The sequence below is a fragment of the Roseovarius dicentrarchi genome (genome assembly GCF_003316635.1).
GTDB classification, from domain to species: domain Bacteria; phylum Pseudomonadota; class Alphaproteobacteria; order Rhodobacterales; family Rhodobacteraceae; genus Roseovarius; species Roseovarius dicentrarchi.
The window spans coordinates 161268-179828 of record NZ_QNQP01000006.1; the positions used below are offsets into that span (position 1 = coordinate 161268).

The 18561-nt window shown below is 64.5% G+C and carries 13 protein-coding genes; 6 read left to right on the forward strand and 7 right to left on the reverse strand.

Translation table 11 applies throughout. The features are described from left to right. Positions 1-24: 24 nt before the first annotated feature. From DQ230_RS06530 to DQ230_RS06555, 6 genes are all read left to right on the forward strand, one after another. Positions 25-666 carry a paraquat-inducible protein A gene (locus DQ230_RS06530; RefSeq protein WP_113911765.1) on the forward strand — a complete coding sequence of 214 codons (642 nt, stop codon included), beginning with the start codon at positions 25-27 and terminating at the stop codon, positions 664-666. Beyond that, positions 663-1313: a paraquat-inducible protein A gene (locus tag DQ230_RS06535; protein WP_238987440.1), complete on the forward strand. Its 651-nt coding sequence runs from the start codon at positions 663-665 to the stop codon at positions 1311-1313. Before DQ230_RS06530 ends, DQ230_RS06535 begins: the two co-directional genes overlap by 4 nt. Beyond that, complete coding sequence (locus DQ230_RS06540; protein ID WP_238987441.1) at positions 1310-3403, forward strand: PqiB family protein; 2094 nt, start codon at positions 1310-1312, stop codon at positions 3401-3403. Before DQ230_RS06535 ends, DQ230_RS06540 begins: the two co-directional genes overlap by 4 nt. A gap of 4 nt (positions 3404-3407) precedes the next feature. Continuing rightward, positions 3408-3974 carry a PqiC family protein gene (locus DQ230_RS06545; RefSeq protein WP_113911767.1) on the forward strand — a complete coding sequence of 189 codons (567 nt, stop codon included), beginning with the start codon at positions 3408-3410 and terminating at the stop codon, positions 3972-3974. A gap of 198 nt (positions 3975-4172) precedes the next feature. Then, positions 4173-5360 carry an efflux RND transporter periplasmic adaptor subunit gene (locus tag DQ230_RS06550; protein WP_113911768.1) on the forward strand — a complete coding sequence of 396 codons (1188 nt, stop codon included), beginning with the start codon at positions 4173-4175 and terminating at the stop codon, positions 5358-5360. A gap of 65 nt (positions 5361-5425) precedes the next feature. Continuing rightward, the gene (locus tag DQ230_RS06555) at positions 5426-8527 is read left to right on the forward strand and encodes an efflux RND transporter permease subunit (RefSeq protein WP_113911769.1); all 3102 of its coding nucleotides are present in this window, start codon (positions 5426-5428) and stop codon (positions 8525-8527) included. A 75-nt stretch (positions 8528-8602) separates the two neighbouring features. On the opposite strand, the gene DQ230_RS06560 is transcribed toward DQ230_RS06555, so the two are convergent. The 7 genes from DQ230_RS06560 to DQ230_RS06590 form a co-directional block, all read right to left on the reverse strand. Further along, positions 8603-9769 carry a DegT/DnrJ/EryC1/StrS family aminotransferase gene (locus DQ230_RS06560; protein ID WP_113911770.1) on the reverse strand — a complete coding sequence of 389 codons (1167 nt, stop codon included), beginning with the start codon at positions 9767-9769 and terminating at the stop codon, positions 8603-8605. After that, complete coding sequence (locus DQ230_RS06565; RefSeq protein ID WP_113911771.1) at positions 9766-10713, reverse strand: GDP-L-fucose synthase family protein; 948 nt, start codon at positions 10711-10713, stop codon at positions 9766-9768. The genes DQ230_RS06560 and DQ230_RS06565 overlap by 4 nt, the downstream gene beginning before the upstream one ends. Further along, positions 10710-11825: a GDP-mannose 4,6-dehydratase gene (gene gmd, locus DQ230_RS06570; protein ID WP_113911772.1), complete on the reverse strand. Its 1116-nt coding sequence runs from the start codon at positions 11823-11825 to the stop codon at positions 10710-10712. The genes DQ230_RS06565 and gmd overlap by 4 nt, the downstream gene beginning before the upstream one ends. A gap of 209 nt (positions 11826-12034) precedes the next feature. After that, positions 12035-14104, reverse strand: a complete 2070-nt coding sequence (locus DQ230_RS06575) for a 3-hydroxyacyl-CoA dehydrogenase NAD-binding domain-containing protein (RefSeq protein ID WP_113911773.1) — start codon at positions 14102-14104, stop codon at positions 12035-12037. Further along, a complete protein-coding gene (locus DQ230_RS06580) occupies positions 14101-15399 on the reverse strand; it encodes an acetyl-CoA C-acetyltransferase (protein WP_113911774.1) in 1299 nt (432 codons plus the stop codon). Before DQ230_RS06580 ends, DQ230_RS06575 begins: the two co-directional genes overlap by 4 nt. Next, on the reverse strand, positions 15396-17666 hold the full coding sequence (locus tag DQ230_RS06585; RefSeq protein ID WP_113911775.1) for an acyl-CoA dehydrogenase: 2271 nt from the start codon (positions 17664-17666) through the stop codon (positions 15396-15398). Before DQ230_RS06585 ends, DQ230_RS06580 begins: the two co-directional genes overlap by 4 nt. A 118-nt stretch (positions 17667-17784) precedes the next feature. Then, positions 17785-18534: a sulfite exporter TauE/SafE family protein gene (locus DQ230_RS06590; protein WP_113911776.1), complete on the reverse strand. Its 750-nt coding sequence runs from the start codon at positions 18532-18534 to the stop codon at positions 17785-17787. Positions 18535-18561 lie beyond the last annotated feature (27 nt).

Here is an 18561-nt window from a genome sequence, read left to right on the forward strand (position 1 = left end):
AACTCCAGCGACAATGTGCGCCGAATGATCCAGACGCGCGCACCTCAATCACACCTTTCCGACGATGAGCTGGACCAGCTTATCGCCTGTCCGCATTGCGATCTGGTCTATGCCACGCCGCAGGTGGCCCGGAACGAGCGCGCCTATTGCCAAAGGTGCCACACCACGCTGATTGCCCCGCGCCGCAGGGCGGGCAAGCGTCTGATCGCGCTGGCCTCCAGCATCCTGATCCTGATCACCGGCGCGATGTTTTTCCCGTTCCTGTCCATCGGGGCAGGGGGGCTGCACCACGGCACGTCGATTGTGCAGACCAGCTTTGCCTTTACCGGAATGCTGGCCATTCTGACGCCCGCCATTCTGGCGTTCATCATCTTCATCCCGATGGCGCGGCTGATCCTGCTGATCTATGTGCTGGTGCCGATCATTCAGGACAAGCCGCCCGCGCCACTGGCCCGGCAGGCATTCCGCCTTGCCGAAGACCTGACCCCATGGTCGATGGCCGAAATCTTTGCCATCGGCTGCGCCGTGGCGCTGGTGAAGCTGAGCGATCTGGCCGAGGTCAGCCTTGGCCCCGCCGCGTGGATGTTCGCGGCGCTGATGATCATCTTTGTGCTGACCGACAGCCTGATGTGCCGCTATTCGATCTGGAAATCGCTGGAGCCATGAAAACAGCACGTGAAATGGGCCTGATCGGCTGCAAGCGCTGCACGCGCGTGTCCCCGGCGGGGACGGAAATCTGCCCGCGCTGCGGCGGCAGGGTGCAATCGCGCGATCCGATGTCACTGCAAAAGGTGATGGCGTGGTGGGTGCTGGGTGTGGCCTGCTACATCCCCGGCAACCTTTACCCGATGCTGGAGACGAAAACGCTGGTTTCGACCCAGAGCAACACCATCATCGGCGGCGCGGTCGAACTGGCGCAGCATGGCAACTGGGGCGTCGCGATCATCATCCTGATCGCCAGCGCCGTGATCCCGATGGCCAAATTCGTGATCATTCTGGGCCTTGTGATCGGCGTGCAGCACGGGCCGCAAATTTCCGACGGGCTGCGCCAGCGGCTGTATGAGGTGGTTGAATATATCGGGCGCTGGTCGATGATCGACGTGTTTGTCGTCGCGGTGCTGTCGGCGCTGGTGCAGTTGCAAACACTGGTAAATATATCGCCCGGCCGCGCGAGTATCTTTTTCGCCTTGTCCGTCATCTTTACCATGATATCTGCACAAAGCTTCGACAGCAGGCTGATCTGGGACACGGGCCGCACGCCTAAGCCGGATCTGCCGCCCGAACCCATCGCTGAAAAGGAACGCCCTGCGTGACACACGGCACTGAAAACCCGCCCCTTCCGCCGGTCAAGCCTGCCGGCTCCAGCCCGTTCCGGCGGCTGTCTGTGGTCTGGATCATTCCGGCCATCGCGCTGCTGGCTGTCATCGGCGTGGCGGTCAAGACGTATATGGATCGCGGCCCGCTGATTGAGATCGCTTTCGACAACGGCTCGGGCATATCGGCGGGATCGACGGAATTGCATTACCGCGATGTCACCGTCGGCATGGTCGAAAAGATCGGCTTTACCGATGGGCTGGACCGGGTTCTGGTATCTGTGCGCCTGAACAAGGATGTTGCCGAATTCGTGGATGCCGACGCGCAGTTCTGGGTGGTGCGCCCGCAGGTCACGGCGCAGGGTGTTTCGGGGCTGGATACGGTTCTGTCGGGCGTCTTTATCGAAGGGTTGTGGGACAGCACGCCCGGCGGCATGCACACCGAATTCGAGGGTCTGACCGACGCCCCGCTGGAGCGGTTGAACCAAAAGGGTCTGCTGCTGACCCTGCGCGCCACCGGCAAGACATCACTGACCGAAGGCGCGCCGGTAATCTACCGGGGCATCGCAGTGGGCCGGATCGGCAAAACCGCGATTTCCGAGGATGGCAGCACCGCCGAAGCCGAGGCCATCATCTACGAGCCGCACGACCGTCTGGTCGACAGTGCAACCCGGTTCTGGGACACCTCCGGTTTTTCCTTTTCGCTGGGACCGGGCGGCGCGGCGCTGGACTTTTCGTCCATCGCATCGCTGATTTCGGGCGGCGTCACCTTCGCCACGATGGTATCGGGCGGGGAGCCGTTGGAGCCGGGATCCGTCATGTCGATCTACGCCGACGAGGCATCGGCACGGGCCGCCGTCTTCTCGGGGGATGAGGGCAATACCGTTACCCTGTCGGCGGTGTTCGAGGAGAACATCGCCGGGCTTGCCGTGGATGCGCCCGTGGAAATGGCCGGCCTGAACATTGGCCGGGTGTCGGCGCTGAACGGTCTGGTTGATCCTGAAACCTTCGGCGACAACCGCGTTCGTCTGGTGGCCACCCTGTCGATCCGGCCCGGACGGCTGGGCCTCGATGGTGCGGCCGATGACACGGCGGCGATGGAATTTCTGGCCGAGCGGGTGCGCGAGGGGCTGCGCGCCCGGCTGGCAACTACGTCGATCCTGACCGGCGGCCTCAAGGTGGAACTGGCGCAGGTGCCCGATGCGCCGCCCGCCGAAATTGTCCGCATGGACGAGGGCGGCGCGCGTATCCCGACCACCAGCAGCGACATATCCGACGTGTCGGCCACCGCCGAGGGGGTGTTCAACCGCATCAACAATCTGCCGGTTGAGGAAATCATGGAACAGGCGATCAGCCTGCTGGGCAACTTCAACGCGCTGATCACCAGCGAGGGGATTCGCAACGCGCCCGATAACCTGAACGGTTTGCTGGCCGATGCGCGCGGCGTCATCACGTCCGACGATATCAAGGCTTTGCCGAACCAGCTGAGCGGCGTGATCGACCAGATGGCGACCCTGATCGAAAGCTTCAACAGTCAGGAACTGTCGGCCCGTCTGGGCAAGGCGCTGGACGACGCGGCCGAGGCGGCGGGCGGCGTGAATTCCGCGGTCGAGGGCGTGCCGGACCTGATCGCGCGGATCAACGCGGTTGCCGCCAATATCGAAGAGGTCGCCATCGACAAGATGGCCGGCCAGATGACCGAGCTGCTGACCACCGTCGACAGCTATCTGAACCAGTCCAGCACGCGCGAACTGCCCGCCAGCCTGAACACCTCTCTGACCGAGCTGAGCGCCGTTCTGACCCAGCTGCGCGAGGCCGGCGTGGTCGAAACGGCCAAGAACACGCTGAATTCGGCCAGCAACGCCGCCGATGCCGTTGCCGGCGCCAGCGCGGACCTGCCCCGCCTGATCGAACAGGCGCGGCGGATTCTGGCACAGGCGGGCACCACGATCGAGGGCTATCAGGCCAACGCCGGCCTTGGCCGCGATGCGCGCGACACCCTGCGCGAGGTGCAGCGGGCGGCGCAGGCCGTGTCGTCACTGGCCAAAGCCATTGAACGCAATCCAAATTCCCTACTGACAGGAAGATGATGCCATGTTGAAATCAGGACCACTGGCCATTTTGGCCGCGACCACCCTGCTGGCGGCCTGCGGCGGCACCCCCGATGCGCGCGTCGCCGTGCCGCGCGCCGATGTGGTGCAAAAGCAGCGTATCGCCTACGGCACCGTGGCCCTGCGCGCGGTCTCCCTTCCGACCTATGCGGCGGCCGAAGACATCTATATCGCCGGACTGGATGGCGTCATCAGCCCCGGCGCCGGGCTGCTGTGGGCCGACGAGCCGGGCCGCGCCATCACGCTGGAGCTGACGCGCTATCTGGCGCAGATCACCGGCGCGCGCGTCGCGTCCGAGCCGTGGCCGTTTTTGGACCGCGCGCAGGTCGAGGTTGAGCTGCGGATCGAGGAAATGCTGGCCCATGCGGATGGCACCTTCCGCCTGTCGGGTCAGTATTTTGTCGCGCCGGAGAGTGGCCGCGACCGCGCGAACCTGTTTTCGCTGGTCACGCCCATCGGCGGCGCATTTACCGCGCAGGATATCGCGGCGGCGCGCGGCGCGGCGATGCGCCAGCTGGCGGGCGAGATTGCGGCCAGGGGCCTGCGCTGACCTTGCGCGCACCCTGCGGGGCGGGCGGCGATTTTTCGCGAAAAATCGGGTCCCCTTGCCGGCGCTGCGATCGGTGCCGGCGGTCTTTGTGCCGGGCTGTCTCACGCAATGGTGCGGGTGGGCCTCTTGCTCCCTGCTTTTAATGGGCTATTCTCCGCCCGGTCGATTACATTCGCTTTTTGTCTGGATTCTGCACTTATGACCTACCTCCTCACCCACGCGCGCCGGGCGGCGCTGCTGATCGCGCCGCTATTGATGAGCGTCCCGGCGCTGGCGCAGCAGGGCGACATGCCGCCCCCCGCCGTGACCGTGGTCACTGTCGAGGCGCAGGACGTTGATCTGACGACCACGCTGCCGGGCCGCGTCGTCGCCTCCGCCGAGGCAGAGGTGCGCCCGCAGGTTGCCGGCATCATCACCGAACGTCTGTTCGACGAGGGCGGGCGCGTCGAGGAGGGGGACATCCTCTATAAAATCGACCCGGCCAGCTATGATGCCGCCGTTGCGCAGGCCAAGGCCGCCGTTGCGCAGGCCGAAGCGCAGGTCAAGGCGACCAGCCGCGAGGCTGACCGCCTGGAGACCCTGTCGCAGCGCAATGTCGTCAGCGAGCAGGCGCTGGATACCGCCGTGGCCGACCGCGACAGCGCGGTTGCCAGCCTTCAGGCCGCGCAGGCGCAGCTGCAATCGGCCGAGATCGAGCAGGACCGCACCGTGATCCGGGCGCGTCTTTCGGGTGAAATCGGCCGCTCCATGGTCAGCCCCGGCGCACTGGTCACCGCCAGTCAGCAAGCGCCGCTGGCCACGGTGCGCAACATTGATCCGATCTATGTGGACGTCACGCAATCGGCGGCGGAAATCCTCGATTTCCGGCGCGGTGACCGCGACGCGCGTGCCACCACCGGCGTGCAGGAGGTCAAGCTGACGCTGGCCGACGGCACCACGTTCGAACAATCCGGCCAGCTGACCGCCGCCGAGCCGGTTGTGGATCCGCTGACCGGCGTCGTCGTGCTGCGCATCACCTTCGCCAATCCCGACAAGCTGCTGCTGCCCGGCATGTATGTCCAGGCCGAAATGCCCAGCGGACAGGCCAAGGGCGCTTTTCTGATCCCGCAAGAAGGCGTCTCGCGCAACCGGCGCGGCCAGCCGACGGCGATGGTTGTCGGCCCCGATGGCACGGTCGAGCAGCGCGTTCTGACCGTGCAGCAGGATCTGGGCCTTGACTGGGTTGTGACCGGCGGGGTCGAGAGCGGCGACCGGATCATCGTCGAAGGGCTGCAAAAGGCATCGCCCGGCGCAAAGGTGACCCCCGAAGAACGCCAGAGCGCCGATGCCGAAGGCGCGGCGACCGATGCCGCGCCCGCGCCGGCAGACCCCGACACTGCCGAATAAGCCCCATTGCGCAGCGGGCCTTCTGCTGCATACCTGACCCCGACCTGACCCCGGAGCGCCCAAGCATGGCACGTTTTTTCATTGACCGACCGATCTTTGCCTGGGTCATTTCGATCTTCATCATGGGGATCGGCATTCTGTCCATCGTCACCTTGCCGGTGGCGCAGTATCCCGAAATCGCGCCGCCCACCGTTTCCGTCAACGCATCCTACCCCGGTGCCAGCGCCGAAACGGTGGCCAATACCGTGACGCAGGTGATCGAACAGCAGATGACCGGTCTGGACGGGCTGCGCTATATTTCTTCCAGTTCGACCAGTGCGGGCGGCGCCAGTATCACGCTGACATTCGAGACGGGAACAGACGCCGATATCGCGCAGGTGCAGGTGCAGAACAAGCTGGCGCAGGCCACAGCGCTGCTGCCAGAGCCGGTACAGCGGCAGGGCGTGACGGTGCAAAAATCGTCCTCGGGCTTCCTGATGGTGATCGCGCTGATTGCCGAGAACGGCGATTATGACGCGACCGATCTGGGCGATTACCTGAGCACCAACATGGTGAACGAGCTGAGCCGCGTTGACGGCGTCGGCAACGTGCAGGTGTTTGGCGCGCAGTATGCCATGCGCATCTGGCTGGACCCGGCCAAACTGGCCGCGTTCGAGCTGACGCCGGCGGATGTGGTCAATGCCGTGCGCGCGCAGAACGCCCAGATTTCCGCCGGTGAATTCGGCTCGCGCCCTGCGGTGGACGGTCAGGTGCTGAACGCCACGATCACCGCGCAATCGCTGCTGACCACGCCCGAGGATTTCCGCCAGATCGTCATCCGCGCCGAAACCGATGGCGGCCTGGTGCTGATCAATGACGTTGCGCGGGTGGAAATCGGCGCCGAAAACTACGGCACGATTTCGCGCTATAACCAGCAGGCCGCCTCGGGCATGGCGATCAGCCTGGCCTCCGGCGCGAACGCGCTGGACACGGCCAAGGCGGTAGAGGCGCGGGTGGACGAGCTGGCCGAGTTTTTCCCCGAAGGCATCAAATACGTCATCCCCTATGACACCACGCCCTTTGTCGAGATCTCGATCGAGGAAGTGATCAAGACCCTGATCGAAGCGATCATTCTGGTTTTCTTCGTGATGTATCTGTTCCTGCAAAACCTGCGCGCGACGCTGATCCCGACGCTGGCGGTGCCCGTGGTGCTGCTGGGCACATTCGGCATCCTGTCGCTGATGGGCTTTTCGATCAACACGCTGACCATGCTGGCCATGGTTCTGGCCATCGGTCTGCTGGTCGATGACGCCATCGTGGTGGTGGAAAACGTCGAGCGGATCATGGAGCAGGAGGGGCTGTCGCCCAAGGAAGCCACCAAGAAATCCATGGACCAGATCACCGGCGCGCTGATCGGCATCGGGGTGGTGCTGTCGGCGGTGTTCGTGCCTATGGCCTTCTTTCCCGGCTCCACCGGTGTGATCTATCAGCAATTTTCGGTCACGATCATTTCGGCGATGGCGCTGTCGGTGCTGGTGGCGCTGACCCTGACGCCGGCCCTGTGCGCGACCATGCTCAAGGCCAACCACGACGGCGCCACGCAGCGCGGCCCGTTTGGCCTGTTCAACCGCGGTTTTGATCGCCTGCTGGGCCGCTACGCGGGCACGGTGGGCTGGATGGTCAAGCGGCCGTTCCGGATGGGCATTGTCTATCTGGTGATCGTCGCGATCATGGTGGGCCTGTTCATCCGCACGCCCGAGGGGTTCCTGCCCGAAGAGGATCAGGGCATCATGTTCACGCTGATCCAGGGCCCCACCGGCACCACAGCCGAACAGACGCTGGACGTGATCAAACAGGTCGAGGAGTATTACCTGACGCAGGAAACGGACGTGGTCGAATCGGTGTTCGGCGTGGTCGGGTTCAGCTTTGCCGGTCAGGGCCAGAACCTGGGGCTTGCCTTTGTCCGGCTGAAAGACTGGGCAGACCGCAAAGACGCCGCGCAGAGCGTTCAGGCGCTGGCCGGGCGATCCTTCGGGGCGTTCAGCCAGATCAAGGGCGCGATGGTGTTCCCCATCGTGCCGCCGTCGGTGATCGAGCTGGGCAACGTGTCAGGCTTTGATTTCTACGTGCAGGCGCGCGGCGGCCAAAGCCATGAACAACTGCTTCAGGCGCGCAATCAGATGCTGGGCATGGCCGCTCAAAGCGAGCTGATCGCCAGCGCCCGCCCCAGCGGGCTGGAGGATGCAGCGCAGTTCAATCTGGATATCGACTGGCGCCGTGCCGGGGCGATGGGCGTGTCGGCCACCGATGTCGGCACATTGCTCAGCACCGCGTGGGCCGGGCAATACGTCAATGATTTCGTGGACGAAGGCCGCATCAAGCGGGTCTATGTCCAGGGCGAGCCTGACGCGCGCAGTACCCCGTCTGACATTGAAAAATGGCGCGTGCGCAATGCCAGTGGCGGGCTGGTGCCGTTTTCAAACTTTGTCACGGCCGGCTGGAGCCAGGGACCGCAGGGCGTGAACCGCTATAACGGTGTGCCGTCGATGCAAATTCAGGGCTCGCCCGCGCCGGGCGTGTCCACCGGTGACGCGATTGATGAAATCTACCGGCTGGCCGAACAGCTGCCGCCCGGTTTCCAGATTTCGCTGACAGGCCTGTCTCTGGAGGAGCAGGAATCAGGCAGTCAGGCGCCGCTGCTATATGCGCTGTCGCTGGCGGCGATCTTCCTTGCGCTGGCGGCGCTGTATGAATCGTGGTCGATCCCGTTCGCGGTGATGCTGGCCATGCCCATCGGCGTTCTGGGTGCGCTGGGAGGGGCCTATTTCGGCGGTTTCGAGAATGGCGTGTTCTTTCAGGTCGGCCTGTTGGCGGTGATCGGCCTGACGGGCAAGAACGCGATCCTGATCGTCGAATTTGCACGCGATAAACGCGAGGCGGGCGAGACGATATGGGAGGCGGCGGTTGACGCCGCGCGGCAGCGTTTCCGCCCTATCATCATGACGTCGCTGGCATTTTCGCTGGGTGTAACGCCGCTGGTTCTCAGCACCGGCGCGGGGTCGGGCGGGCGCACGGCGATCGGCACGGGCGTTTTGTCCGGCACCATTACGGCCACTGTTCTGGGCGTTCTGTTCGTGCCGCTGTTCTTTGCGATCATCGCGCGCCTGACGCAGCGCAAGAAGACGTAGCGCCGCACCAGAGCCACAAAAAAACAGCCGCCGATGATATCATCGGCGGCTGTTTCGTCAGGCAGTCTGTTCAGATCAGAACCTGGCCAGCTCGGCCACTGCCTCGTCCACAGGGTAATGATGGTTGCCCACGAACAGGCCGCGTTTGTCGAGGTAGTCGGCGTTGGTCAGGTCGCCATGCACCTCGTAATTGAAGTGTTTGACGATTTCCTTGCGCGCGAAGTTGCCCGCAACAATAGGGCGGCACTCGAACCCGAGCGCGTCCAGCCCGCGCACCACATCGGCGCGGCTATCGGCCAGTTCTGGGCGCAGCATCAGGCTGAACCCGAACCAGCTGCTTTGGCCGATCTCGCGCTGAATGGTGAATTTCGGATGGTCCTGCATGGCGTCCACGAAAAGGGCCGCGTTGCGGCGGCGCCCGGCGATCAGCCCGTCCAGCTTGGCCAGTTGCGCGATCCCCAGCGCGCCGGACATCTCCAGCGGGCGCAGGTTGTAGCCGGGCAGAACGAAGCGAAAGCTTTCCTCGAAGGGATCATCGCTTTTGGTGCCGGTGACGTGGTTTTCCTTTGGCAGGTTGCGGGTCCAGCCATGGGCGCGCAGGGCCAGCATGACGTGATACAGTTCCTCGTCGTCGGTGACGACAACGCCGCCTTCCATGGTGGAAATATGGTGCGAGAAGAAGGTGGAAAAACTGCCCATGACGCCGAATGTGCCGCATTTTTTGCCGCCCAGCGTGGCGCCCATGGATTCGCAATTATCCTCGATCATCGTGATATTGCGGCCCTTGGTAATGTCGGCGATGCGGTCGAAATCATTGGGATTGCCCAGAAGGTTGACCACCATCATCGCGCGGGTGCGGTCCGTCACGGCGCCCGCCAGCGCGTCCAGATCGTAGTTCAGCGTTTCCAGATCGACATCGACGAATTTCAGCTTCAGCCCGTATTGGTGCAGCGGATTGTAGGTGGTGGACCACGACACGGCAGGCACGATCACCTCGTCGCCGGGGGACAGTTTCAGATCGGGGTTCGATGTATAGGTCAGGGCGGCGACCATCAACAGGTTTGCCGACGATCCCGAATTGACCATAATCGCGTGATTGGTGCCGAAATGGGCGGCGAACCGACGTTCAAATTCGGCCACTTCTGCGCCCATGGTGAACCGGTCGGACGCGATGACGCGTTGCAATGCGTCCTGTTCGGCCTGGTCCCAGGATGACGTGGCGAGGGGGAAACGGGCGCTCATGCAGACTGCCTTTCCAGGAAGAATTGATAGGTAAGTGCCATGCCGTCATGCAGGCTGGTCTGGGGTTGCCAGCCCCAATCGGTCTGGCGGGTGGTATCGCACAGCTTTTGCTTCATGCCGGTCGGCTTGGACAGGTCATGCTCAAAGCTGCCCTGCCAGCCAACAACCTTGGCGGCGGCGTTGTAATAGTCGGTGACCGAATGATCGTGGCCGACGCCGATATTCATCAGATCGGGCAGCGCCTCCATGTCGGCGGCGGCGCGCAGGACCGCACCGGCCAGATCACGGGCATACATGAATTCGCGGCGCGCGGTGCCGTCGCCCCAGATATCCATCGTGTCAATGCCCGCCTCACGCGCCGCGTGCAGCTTGGCGATGACGGCGGGGACCATGTGGGATGCTGCCGGATCGAACGTGTCATGGCGACCGTAAAGGTTGCAGGGGATCAGCGTCTTGTACAGCAGCTCGGGCGTTTCCGCGCGGATATACTGGCACAGGCGCAGCGCCATGATCTTGGCCAGCGAATAGCCTTCGTTCGTCGGCTCCAGCGGGCCGGTCAGCATCGCATCCTCGACCAGCGGGTTGGGCGCGGCGCGGGGGTAGATGCAGGTCGAGGCCAGGTTGATCATCTGCGGGATCTTCGCGGCGCGCGCGCCCATGATGACGTTGCGCCCGATCACGGCGTTGACGTCCAGAAAATCCACCGGATTGGCCATGTTCATCTGGATGCCGCCGACCTTGCCGGCGGCATGAACGATGATGTCGGGCTGCGTGCGCTGGATATAGTCATAGGTCGCGGCGGTGTCGGTCAGGTCCAGCTCGCGACTGCCGGGCGCCAGAATGGTCCATTCCGCCGCGCGCGGATGCTCGCGGATATTGCTGCCCACCATGCCGCTTCCGCCGGTCAGAAGCAGGGTGCCGCGATGGGGTGCTGCCGCGCTCATTGGCTTTGGCCCATATGGCTGGCGTAGCCATGCGCGGCCAGAAGGCTGTGACTGCGCGCCGCGCGCAGATCCTCGGCCACCATTTCGCTGCACATGTCGCGGGCGGTGATTTCCGGCACCCAGCCCAGCTTGGCCTTGGCCTTGGACGGATCGCCCAAGAGCGTCTCGACCTCGGCGGGCCGGAAATAACGCGGGTCGATCTTCATCACGACCTGTCCCGGTTTGACACCGGGCGCATCATCGCCCGTGACCGCATCGACGATGGCGACCTCATCCGTGCCGGTCCCCTCGAACCTGAGCGTGATGCCCAGATCGGCGGCGGCCCATGTGATGAATTCGCGCACCGAATGCTGCACGCCGGTGGCGATAACGAAATCCTCGGGCGTGACCTGTTGCAGCATCATCCACTGCATGCGCACGTAGTCCTTTGCGTGGCCCCAGTCGCGCAGGCTGTCGATATTGCCCATGTACAGCGTATCCTCCAGCCCCTGGGCGATATTGGCCATGCCGCGGGTAATCTTGCGGGTCACAAACGTCTTGCCGCGGCGGGGGCTCTCGTGGTTGAACAGGATGCCGTTGCAGGCATACATGCCGTAGGCCTCGCGGTAATTGACGGCGATCCAGTAGGCATACATCTTGGCCACCGCATAGGGGCTGCGCGGGTGAAACGGCGTTGTCTCGGATTGCGGGGTTTCCTGTACAAGGCCGTAGAGTTCCGAGGTGGAGGCCTGATAGAATCGGCAGGTTTTCTCCATCCCCAGAAATCGCATCGCCTCCACCAGGCGCAGCGTGCCGACCGCGTCGACATCGGCGGTATATTCCGGTGCCTCGAAACTGACGGCGACATGGCTTTGCGCGCCGAGGTTGTAGATCTCGTCGGGCTGGATTTCGGACAGCAGGCGCGTCAGGTTCGATGTGTCCGTCAGATCGCCGTAATGCAGGCGAAAGCGCGGCTCTTCGTGGATGTCCTGAAACAGATGGTTCAGCCGCTGGGTGTTCAGCGATGATGCCCGGCGTTTCAAACCGTGCACTTCATATCCCTTGTCCAGTAGCAGCTCGACCAGATACGAGCCGTCCTGACCCGTGGTGCCCGTCACAAACGCCTTTTTCATAAACCGTCTCCGTTAAATGCCGCAGGGGCAACCACACGAATATGCCCTGTTTTCACCTAACCGGATAAGACACCGGGCCTGTCCATGCAAGGTGGCCGGTCCTGTCGGATATGTGCAGGTGCCCGACGGCAGGATCACGCCGCCTTGCGTTTGGCGCGGTCAGTTTGCGCGCTGGCAACTGTCCGGCCGGGTGCCAGATCGCGCTTGCCTCAGCTCAGCGACTGCCAGCCGGGGTCGGGGTCAAAGCGTGGGCCGTGCGCGGCGCTCAGATCATGCAGGCGCTGCACCACCGCGTCAATTCCGCGGGACCGTGCGTAATGCATCGGACCGCCCCGGAACGGCGCCCAGCCGGTGGCAAATATCATCGCGGCGTCGATGTCATCCTCGGCGGCAACAACGCCCCGGCGCAGAACCTCGACACAGGCATCCAGCATGGGCAATATCAGCCGGTCGGTCAGGTCGTCGGGGCCATCCTTGTCACTTTGCGGGTTCGGCGCGCCGTCCGACCAGTCGTAAAAGCCCTTGCCGGCCTTTTTGCCTGTCTCGCCTGCGGCGACCTTGTCCCGCAGGGTCTGGCTGATCGGTGCCATCGGCTTCTCCAGCCCCTCGGACAGGCTTTGGGCAACATGCAGCCCGATATCCAGCCCCACCTGATCGGCCAGCGTCACCGGCCCCATCGGCATGCCGAATTTCAGCGCGGCGCTGTCGATCACCTCCTTCGGCACGCCGTCGTCCAGCAGCGCCATCGCCTCCATCAGGTAGGGCACCAGCGCGCGGTTGACGAGGAAGCCGGGATAGTCGCCCACATGCACCGGCAGCTTGCCGATCGCGCCGCAGAACGCGGCAAGGCGGGCGGCGGTTTCCTGCGATGTGTCCGGGCCTTTGACCACCTCGACAAGGTCGATCCTCGACACCGGATTGAAGAAATGCAGCCCCGCAAAGCGCGCCGCATCGGGCGCGTCGGTGGCCAGCTCGTCCACCGACAGGCTGGACGTGTTGCTGGCCAGTATCGCGCCGTCCTTCATGCGCGATGCCAGCCCTTCGTAGATGCTGCGCTTGATCTCCATCGTCTCCGGCCCGGCCTCGATGATCAGGTCGGCGGTAGCGATGCCATAGCCTTCGGGGTCGGGCATCAGCCGGTCCAGCGCGTTGCGCTTTTCGATACCGCCAAGGTGTTTGGAGACGCATATCTCCGCCGCCAGCTTCATCGCGCGCCCCAGCGCCGCGTTGGAGGTATCGCCCAACGTTACCCGCTTGCCCCGGATCGCCGCCATCGCCGCAATCTCGGCGCCCATGGCGCCGGCACCGATCACATGCACATTCTGGATGCCGTCCTTGCCCTTGGCATTGCCGCGCAACCGCTGGCGCAGGAAAAAGGCGCGTTGCAGATTTTTCGATGTGTCGGTTTGCAGCAGTTTGCCAAAGGATTCGATCTCGGCCTTTTGCATCGCGGCGGGATCGTCGCCATGCTCCTCCCACAGGTCAATCAGGGCGTGGGGCGCGGGGTAATGCGCTTTCGGCGCCTTTTTCTCGGTCTGGCTGCGCATCTGCCGCGCCGCATAGCTGCGCGCGGTGCCAAGGCTGAAGGCGCGCGCCTTCAGCCCCTGTTCATGCTCCTCCAGATCGCCATTCGCGGCGGCCTGCACGGCGGCGGCAACATGGCGTTCCTTTACCACGGCATCCAGCAGACCCAGCGCTTTTGCCTTCTTTGTATGCGCGGATTTTCCGGTCAGCATCAGCGTCATCGCCTCGACAGGGTCGATCAGCGCCACGGACCGGAACGTGCCGCCCAGCCCCGGATGCAGGCCCAGCTGCACCTCCGGGAACGCGAACGACGCGCCGCGCACCCCGATGCGGATATCGCAGGCCAGCGCCAGTTCGAACCCGCCGCCCAGACAGGCGCCATGCACGACGCAGATCGTCGGGCAGGCCAGCGCGGCCAGCCGGTCAAACACCGCGTGCCCCTCGCGCAGCAGGGTTTCGGGATCGCTGGCAACCTCCTTGAATTCGGCGATATCGGCGCCCGCCGCAAACCCGCCATCCTTGGCCGAGCGGATGACCAGCGCGCGGGGCAGATCCGCCTCGGCAGCGGCCAGGTGCGTGTTCAATTCCTCCAGCACCTTGCGGGAAATCACGTTGGTGCTGCTGCCCTCGCAATCCATTGCCAGCCACAGGATGCCTGCCGTATCCCGCCCCGTGCGCCAGTTGCCGATGCGCTCGCCCGCGCCGCCCGTCTCGCGCAGCTCTGCGCCCAGAAAGTCCATCACGAAACCGGTCATACCGCAGCCTCCAACAGCATGGCGCCGCCCAGACCGCCACCGATACACTCGGTTGCGATGCCGCGCTTGAGCCCTCGTTTCTTCATCGCATTCGCCAGATGCAGCACGATCCGGTTGCCGCTGGTGCCGACGGGATGCCCCAGCGAAATCGCCCCGCCATCGACGTTCAGACGGTCCCGGTCGATCCGGCCAAAGGCGGCGTCATAGCCCAGAACCTCGCTACAGAACGCGTCGTCGTTCCATGCGGCCAGACAGGCCAGAACCTGCGCCGCGAATGCCTCGTTCAGCTCCCACAGGTCAATGTCATTCACGCCGAACCCGTGCCGCTGCGCAATCGGCGTCGCGGCCAGAACCGGGCCAAGGCCCATCACGGCGGGGTCAAGGCCCGCCCATTCGCTGTCGGTGATCTCTGCCAGCGGCTCCAGCCCGTGCAGATCGACGGCCTTTTGCGAGGCGACGATGACCCAGCTCGCGCCATCGGTGATCTGGCTGGAATTGCCGGCCGTGACCTTGCCGTAGGGCTTCTCGAACACTGGTTTTGGTTTGGCCAGCCCCTCCATATCGCTGTCCGGGCGCACGCCGTCGTCATGGTCGTACACCGTGCCATCGGGGGCAAAGGCCGGTACGACCTCGCCCGCCAGCGTCCCGTCCTTCTGCGCCTGTGCAAGGCGGTGATGGCTTTGCATCGCATAGGTATCCGCCGCCCGCCGGTCGATGCCGAAGCGATGCGCCAGGATCTCGGCGGTCTGGCCCATGCCCAGATCGGTGATCGGGTCGGTCAGCCCGCGCTCCAGCCCGATCACGGGCTTGAAGAACTCGGGCCGCAGCCCCGACATCGCGCGCACCTTATCGACCGGGCTGCGCGCCGCGGCGAATTTGCCCATCCATTCAGCCGCCGACTGGCGCAGGGTCAGCGGGGCATGGCTGAGCGATTCGGCCCCGCCCGCAAGGATCATGTCATGCGTGCCGGACCGGATATAGCGATACGCGGTGTCGATGCTCTGCATGCCGGAGCCGCAGTTGAACTGCACGGTAAAGGCCACCGTCCGTTCGCCCAGCCCCAGCCGCAGCGCGGCAACGCGGGCCGGGTTCATTTCATCTGCCAGCACGTTCACGCAGCCCAAGATCACCAGATCGAAGGCATCCCGCTCGAACGGCTGGCGCGCCAGCAGGGGGCGGCCGCATTGCACCGCCAGATCGACGGGGGTGAACGGGCCGGGCGCGCCGCGCGCCTTCAGGAACGGGGTGCGCGCGCCATCGACAAGATAGACACGCTGGCCATGGGGTTGCGTCATTGCGCGGCCTCCTTCGGGGTTTTGTCCTGCGCATGGGGGTTCTGCGCGTTCTGGCTGTAGCCGTTGAAATAGCGGGGCAGTTCGTCCGGCGTGAAATCATCGACGGCGATCACGCGGGCGACCAGATCCTGCATCGCGGTGATCTGCTGCATTTCCGCGTCGCTCAGAATACCGGCCTCCAGCGCCTCTTGCGGGGTCTTGCGCGCGTCGCGCAGGCGCGTCATCACCGGGGCCATTGCGGTGACCTGCGCGTAGCAGTCATTCAGCAACGTGATGCCCGGATGCAGGCACCCGCCGCCGATGCCCCCGGTGATGCGGTCGCGCGTGGGCGACGGGGCATAGATCAGATCGCTGCATTCGGCGATCAGTCTGTCGCTCGGCCCCTTTTCGCGGCGACCCGGCCATGTGATGGCGCGCAGCAGCCACGCCGCCCAGCGCGCGGGCAGGTTGACGATCACATCGTCCAGCGCGGTCTGGATGCGCTGAAACCCGGCCTCGGCGGCGTAGGTCAGCACCGGCAGGTCGGCGTCCTGCCGACCCTCGTCCTGCCAGCGCTTCAATGCGGCGGAAAGGATAAACATCTCCGACAGGACATCGCCCATCCGGGCCGAGATCATCTCCTTGCGCTTCAGCGCACCGCCCAGCGTCAGGAAACAGAAATCAGCCGTCAGCGCATAGGCCGCCGACCAGCGTGACAGACGGCGGTAGATATGCGTCGCGCCCCCCGCATCCGGCGCAGGCGCAAAGCGGCCCCCGGTCAGGGCACGGCCCCATGCGCGGAACAGCGTGGTCGTGGTATGGCCGATATGCGCCCATATGGATTTATCGAACATCTCCAGCGATTTGTTGCGATCCGGCTCTTGCAGGGCCATCATGTTGTCCAGCATGTGCGGATGCGCGCGGATCGATCCCTGCCCGAATATGATCAGGCTGCGGGTGACGATATTCGCGCCCTCCACCGTGATCCCGATCGGCACCGCGCGATATAGCGGCAAGAGGTAGTTCGACGGCCCGTCGATCACCGCCTTGCCGGAATGCACGTCCATCGCGTCATTCAGCGCATCGCGCATGCGGTAGGTCGCGTGCGCCTTCATGATGGCGGAGATCACCGACAGGGATTTGCCCTGATCCAGCCCCGCGCAAGTCAGATGGCGGGCGGCGTCCATCGCATAGGCATCGGCGGCGAGCCGGCCCATGCACATCTGCACACCGCCGAATTTGCCGATAGGCAGGCGAAACTGCTGGCGAATACGCGCATAGGCGCCGGTGGTGTGCGCGGCCAGCGCGATGGCTGCGCAGCCCATCGAGGGCAGGGAAATGCCGCGCCCGGCGGCAAGCGCGCTCATCAGCATCATCCAGCCGCGTCCGGCATAATCGGGGCCGCCGATGATATTTTCCAGCGGGATGAACACATCCTTGCCGGTGGTCGGCCCGTTCATGAACATGGTGGTGGAGGGGATGTGCCGTCGCCCAATCTCGACCCCGTCCAGATGCGTCGGCACCAGCGCGCAGGTGATGCCGATCTCCTTTGCCCCGCCCAGCAATCCATCCGGATCGCGCAGCTTGAACGCCAGCCCCAGCACGGTGCAGACCGGCGACAGGGTGATATACCGTTTGGTCCAGTTCAGGCGGATGCCCAGCACTTCCTCGCCTTGCCAGTCGCCCTTGCAGATGACGCCGTCATCAACCATCGCGCTGGCGTCCGATCCCGCCTCGGCGCTGGTCAGGCCAAAGGCGGGCAGCTCGCGCCCGTCGGCAAGGCGGGGCAGCCAGTAATCCTGCTGCGCTTGCGTTCCGAACTGGTGCAGCAATTCGCCCGGTCCCAGCGAGTTGGGGACCATCACGGTCACCGCCACGGCGACCGACCGGGTCGAGATGAAGCGGATCACCTCGCTATGGGCAAAGGCGGAAAATCCCAGCCCGCCATGCGCCTCGGGGATGATCATGCCGAAAAAACCGTTATCACGCAGGAATTGCCAGACGTCGGGCGGCAGATCGGCGGTTTCCTGATTGATCTTCCAATCGTCGATCATGCCGCACAGCGTATGGCAGGGGCCGTCGATGAACGCCTGCTCCTGCGCCGTCAGCTTGGGCGCCTTGACGGCGTGCAGAATATCCCAGTTCGGATTGCCCGAAAACAGCTCTGCCTCCCACCAGACGTCACCGGCGTTCAGCGCCTCGCGCTCGGTATCCGATAGCGCCGGCAGGGCCTTCTTGGCCCAGCGGTGGATGGGACGGGTGATATAGTTTGCGCGGAAGGAGGGCATGGCGATCTCCGATTACCGAAAGACAACGCGCCAGGGGGCGGCTGTGTTCCGGGCCGGGCGGCAGCAGCGCCGCCTGATCCATCATCAACCCACTCGCGCCCTCATGTCCAGCCCGGCGTTAGATCCGCAGGAAAAACACCAGCGTCATGGCAGCGCCGATCGCCACCACAGCCGCGCGGATCACCTGCGGCGGCAGGCGCCGCGACACGCGCGCGCCGGCATATCCGCCCAGCGTGGCAGCCACCATCATCAGCACCGCTTGCGGCCAGACCACGATCCCCGCCAGCGCAAAGGTGGCGACCGACGCGGCAGACACCACAAAGGACATGCCGTTTTTCAGCCCGTTCATCTGGTTCAGATCGCGCATGCCCAGCCCCGCCAGCATGGCCAGCAGGACAATGCCCAGACCGCCGTTAAAGTAGCCGCCGTAGATGCACACGATCAGGTTGGCGGCGCGGGCCTGCCAGCCGTCTGCATCCACATGCCGCTGCGCCCAGGTGGCCACATGCCTGCCAAAGGCAAACAGCAGCGTGGCAAAGCCCAAGAGCCACGGAATCACCAGCGCAAAGACACCGGGCGACGATACCAGCAACAGCAGCGAGCCGATGAAGCCCCCCAGCGCCGCCACCGCCATCAGCAGCGCGGTTTGCCGCACGGGCAATGCGCGCAATTCGCGCAAGAACCCCAGCGCGCCGCTCAGGTAGCCGGGAAAGACGGCCACCGCGCTGGTGGCATTTGCCGCAATCGTCGGAACGCCGGTGAAGACCAGCGCCGGAAAGGTCAGGAAACTGCCGCCGCCTGCGATGGCATTCACGCCGCCGGCAAAAAACGCGGCAAGCGCCAGCAAGATGATGTCGGGCAGGGTCATGGTCAGCACTTCATTAGGCAGGCGCCC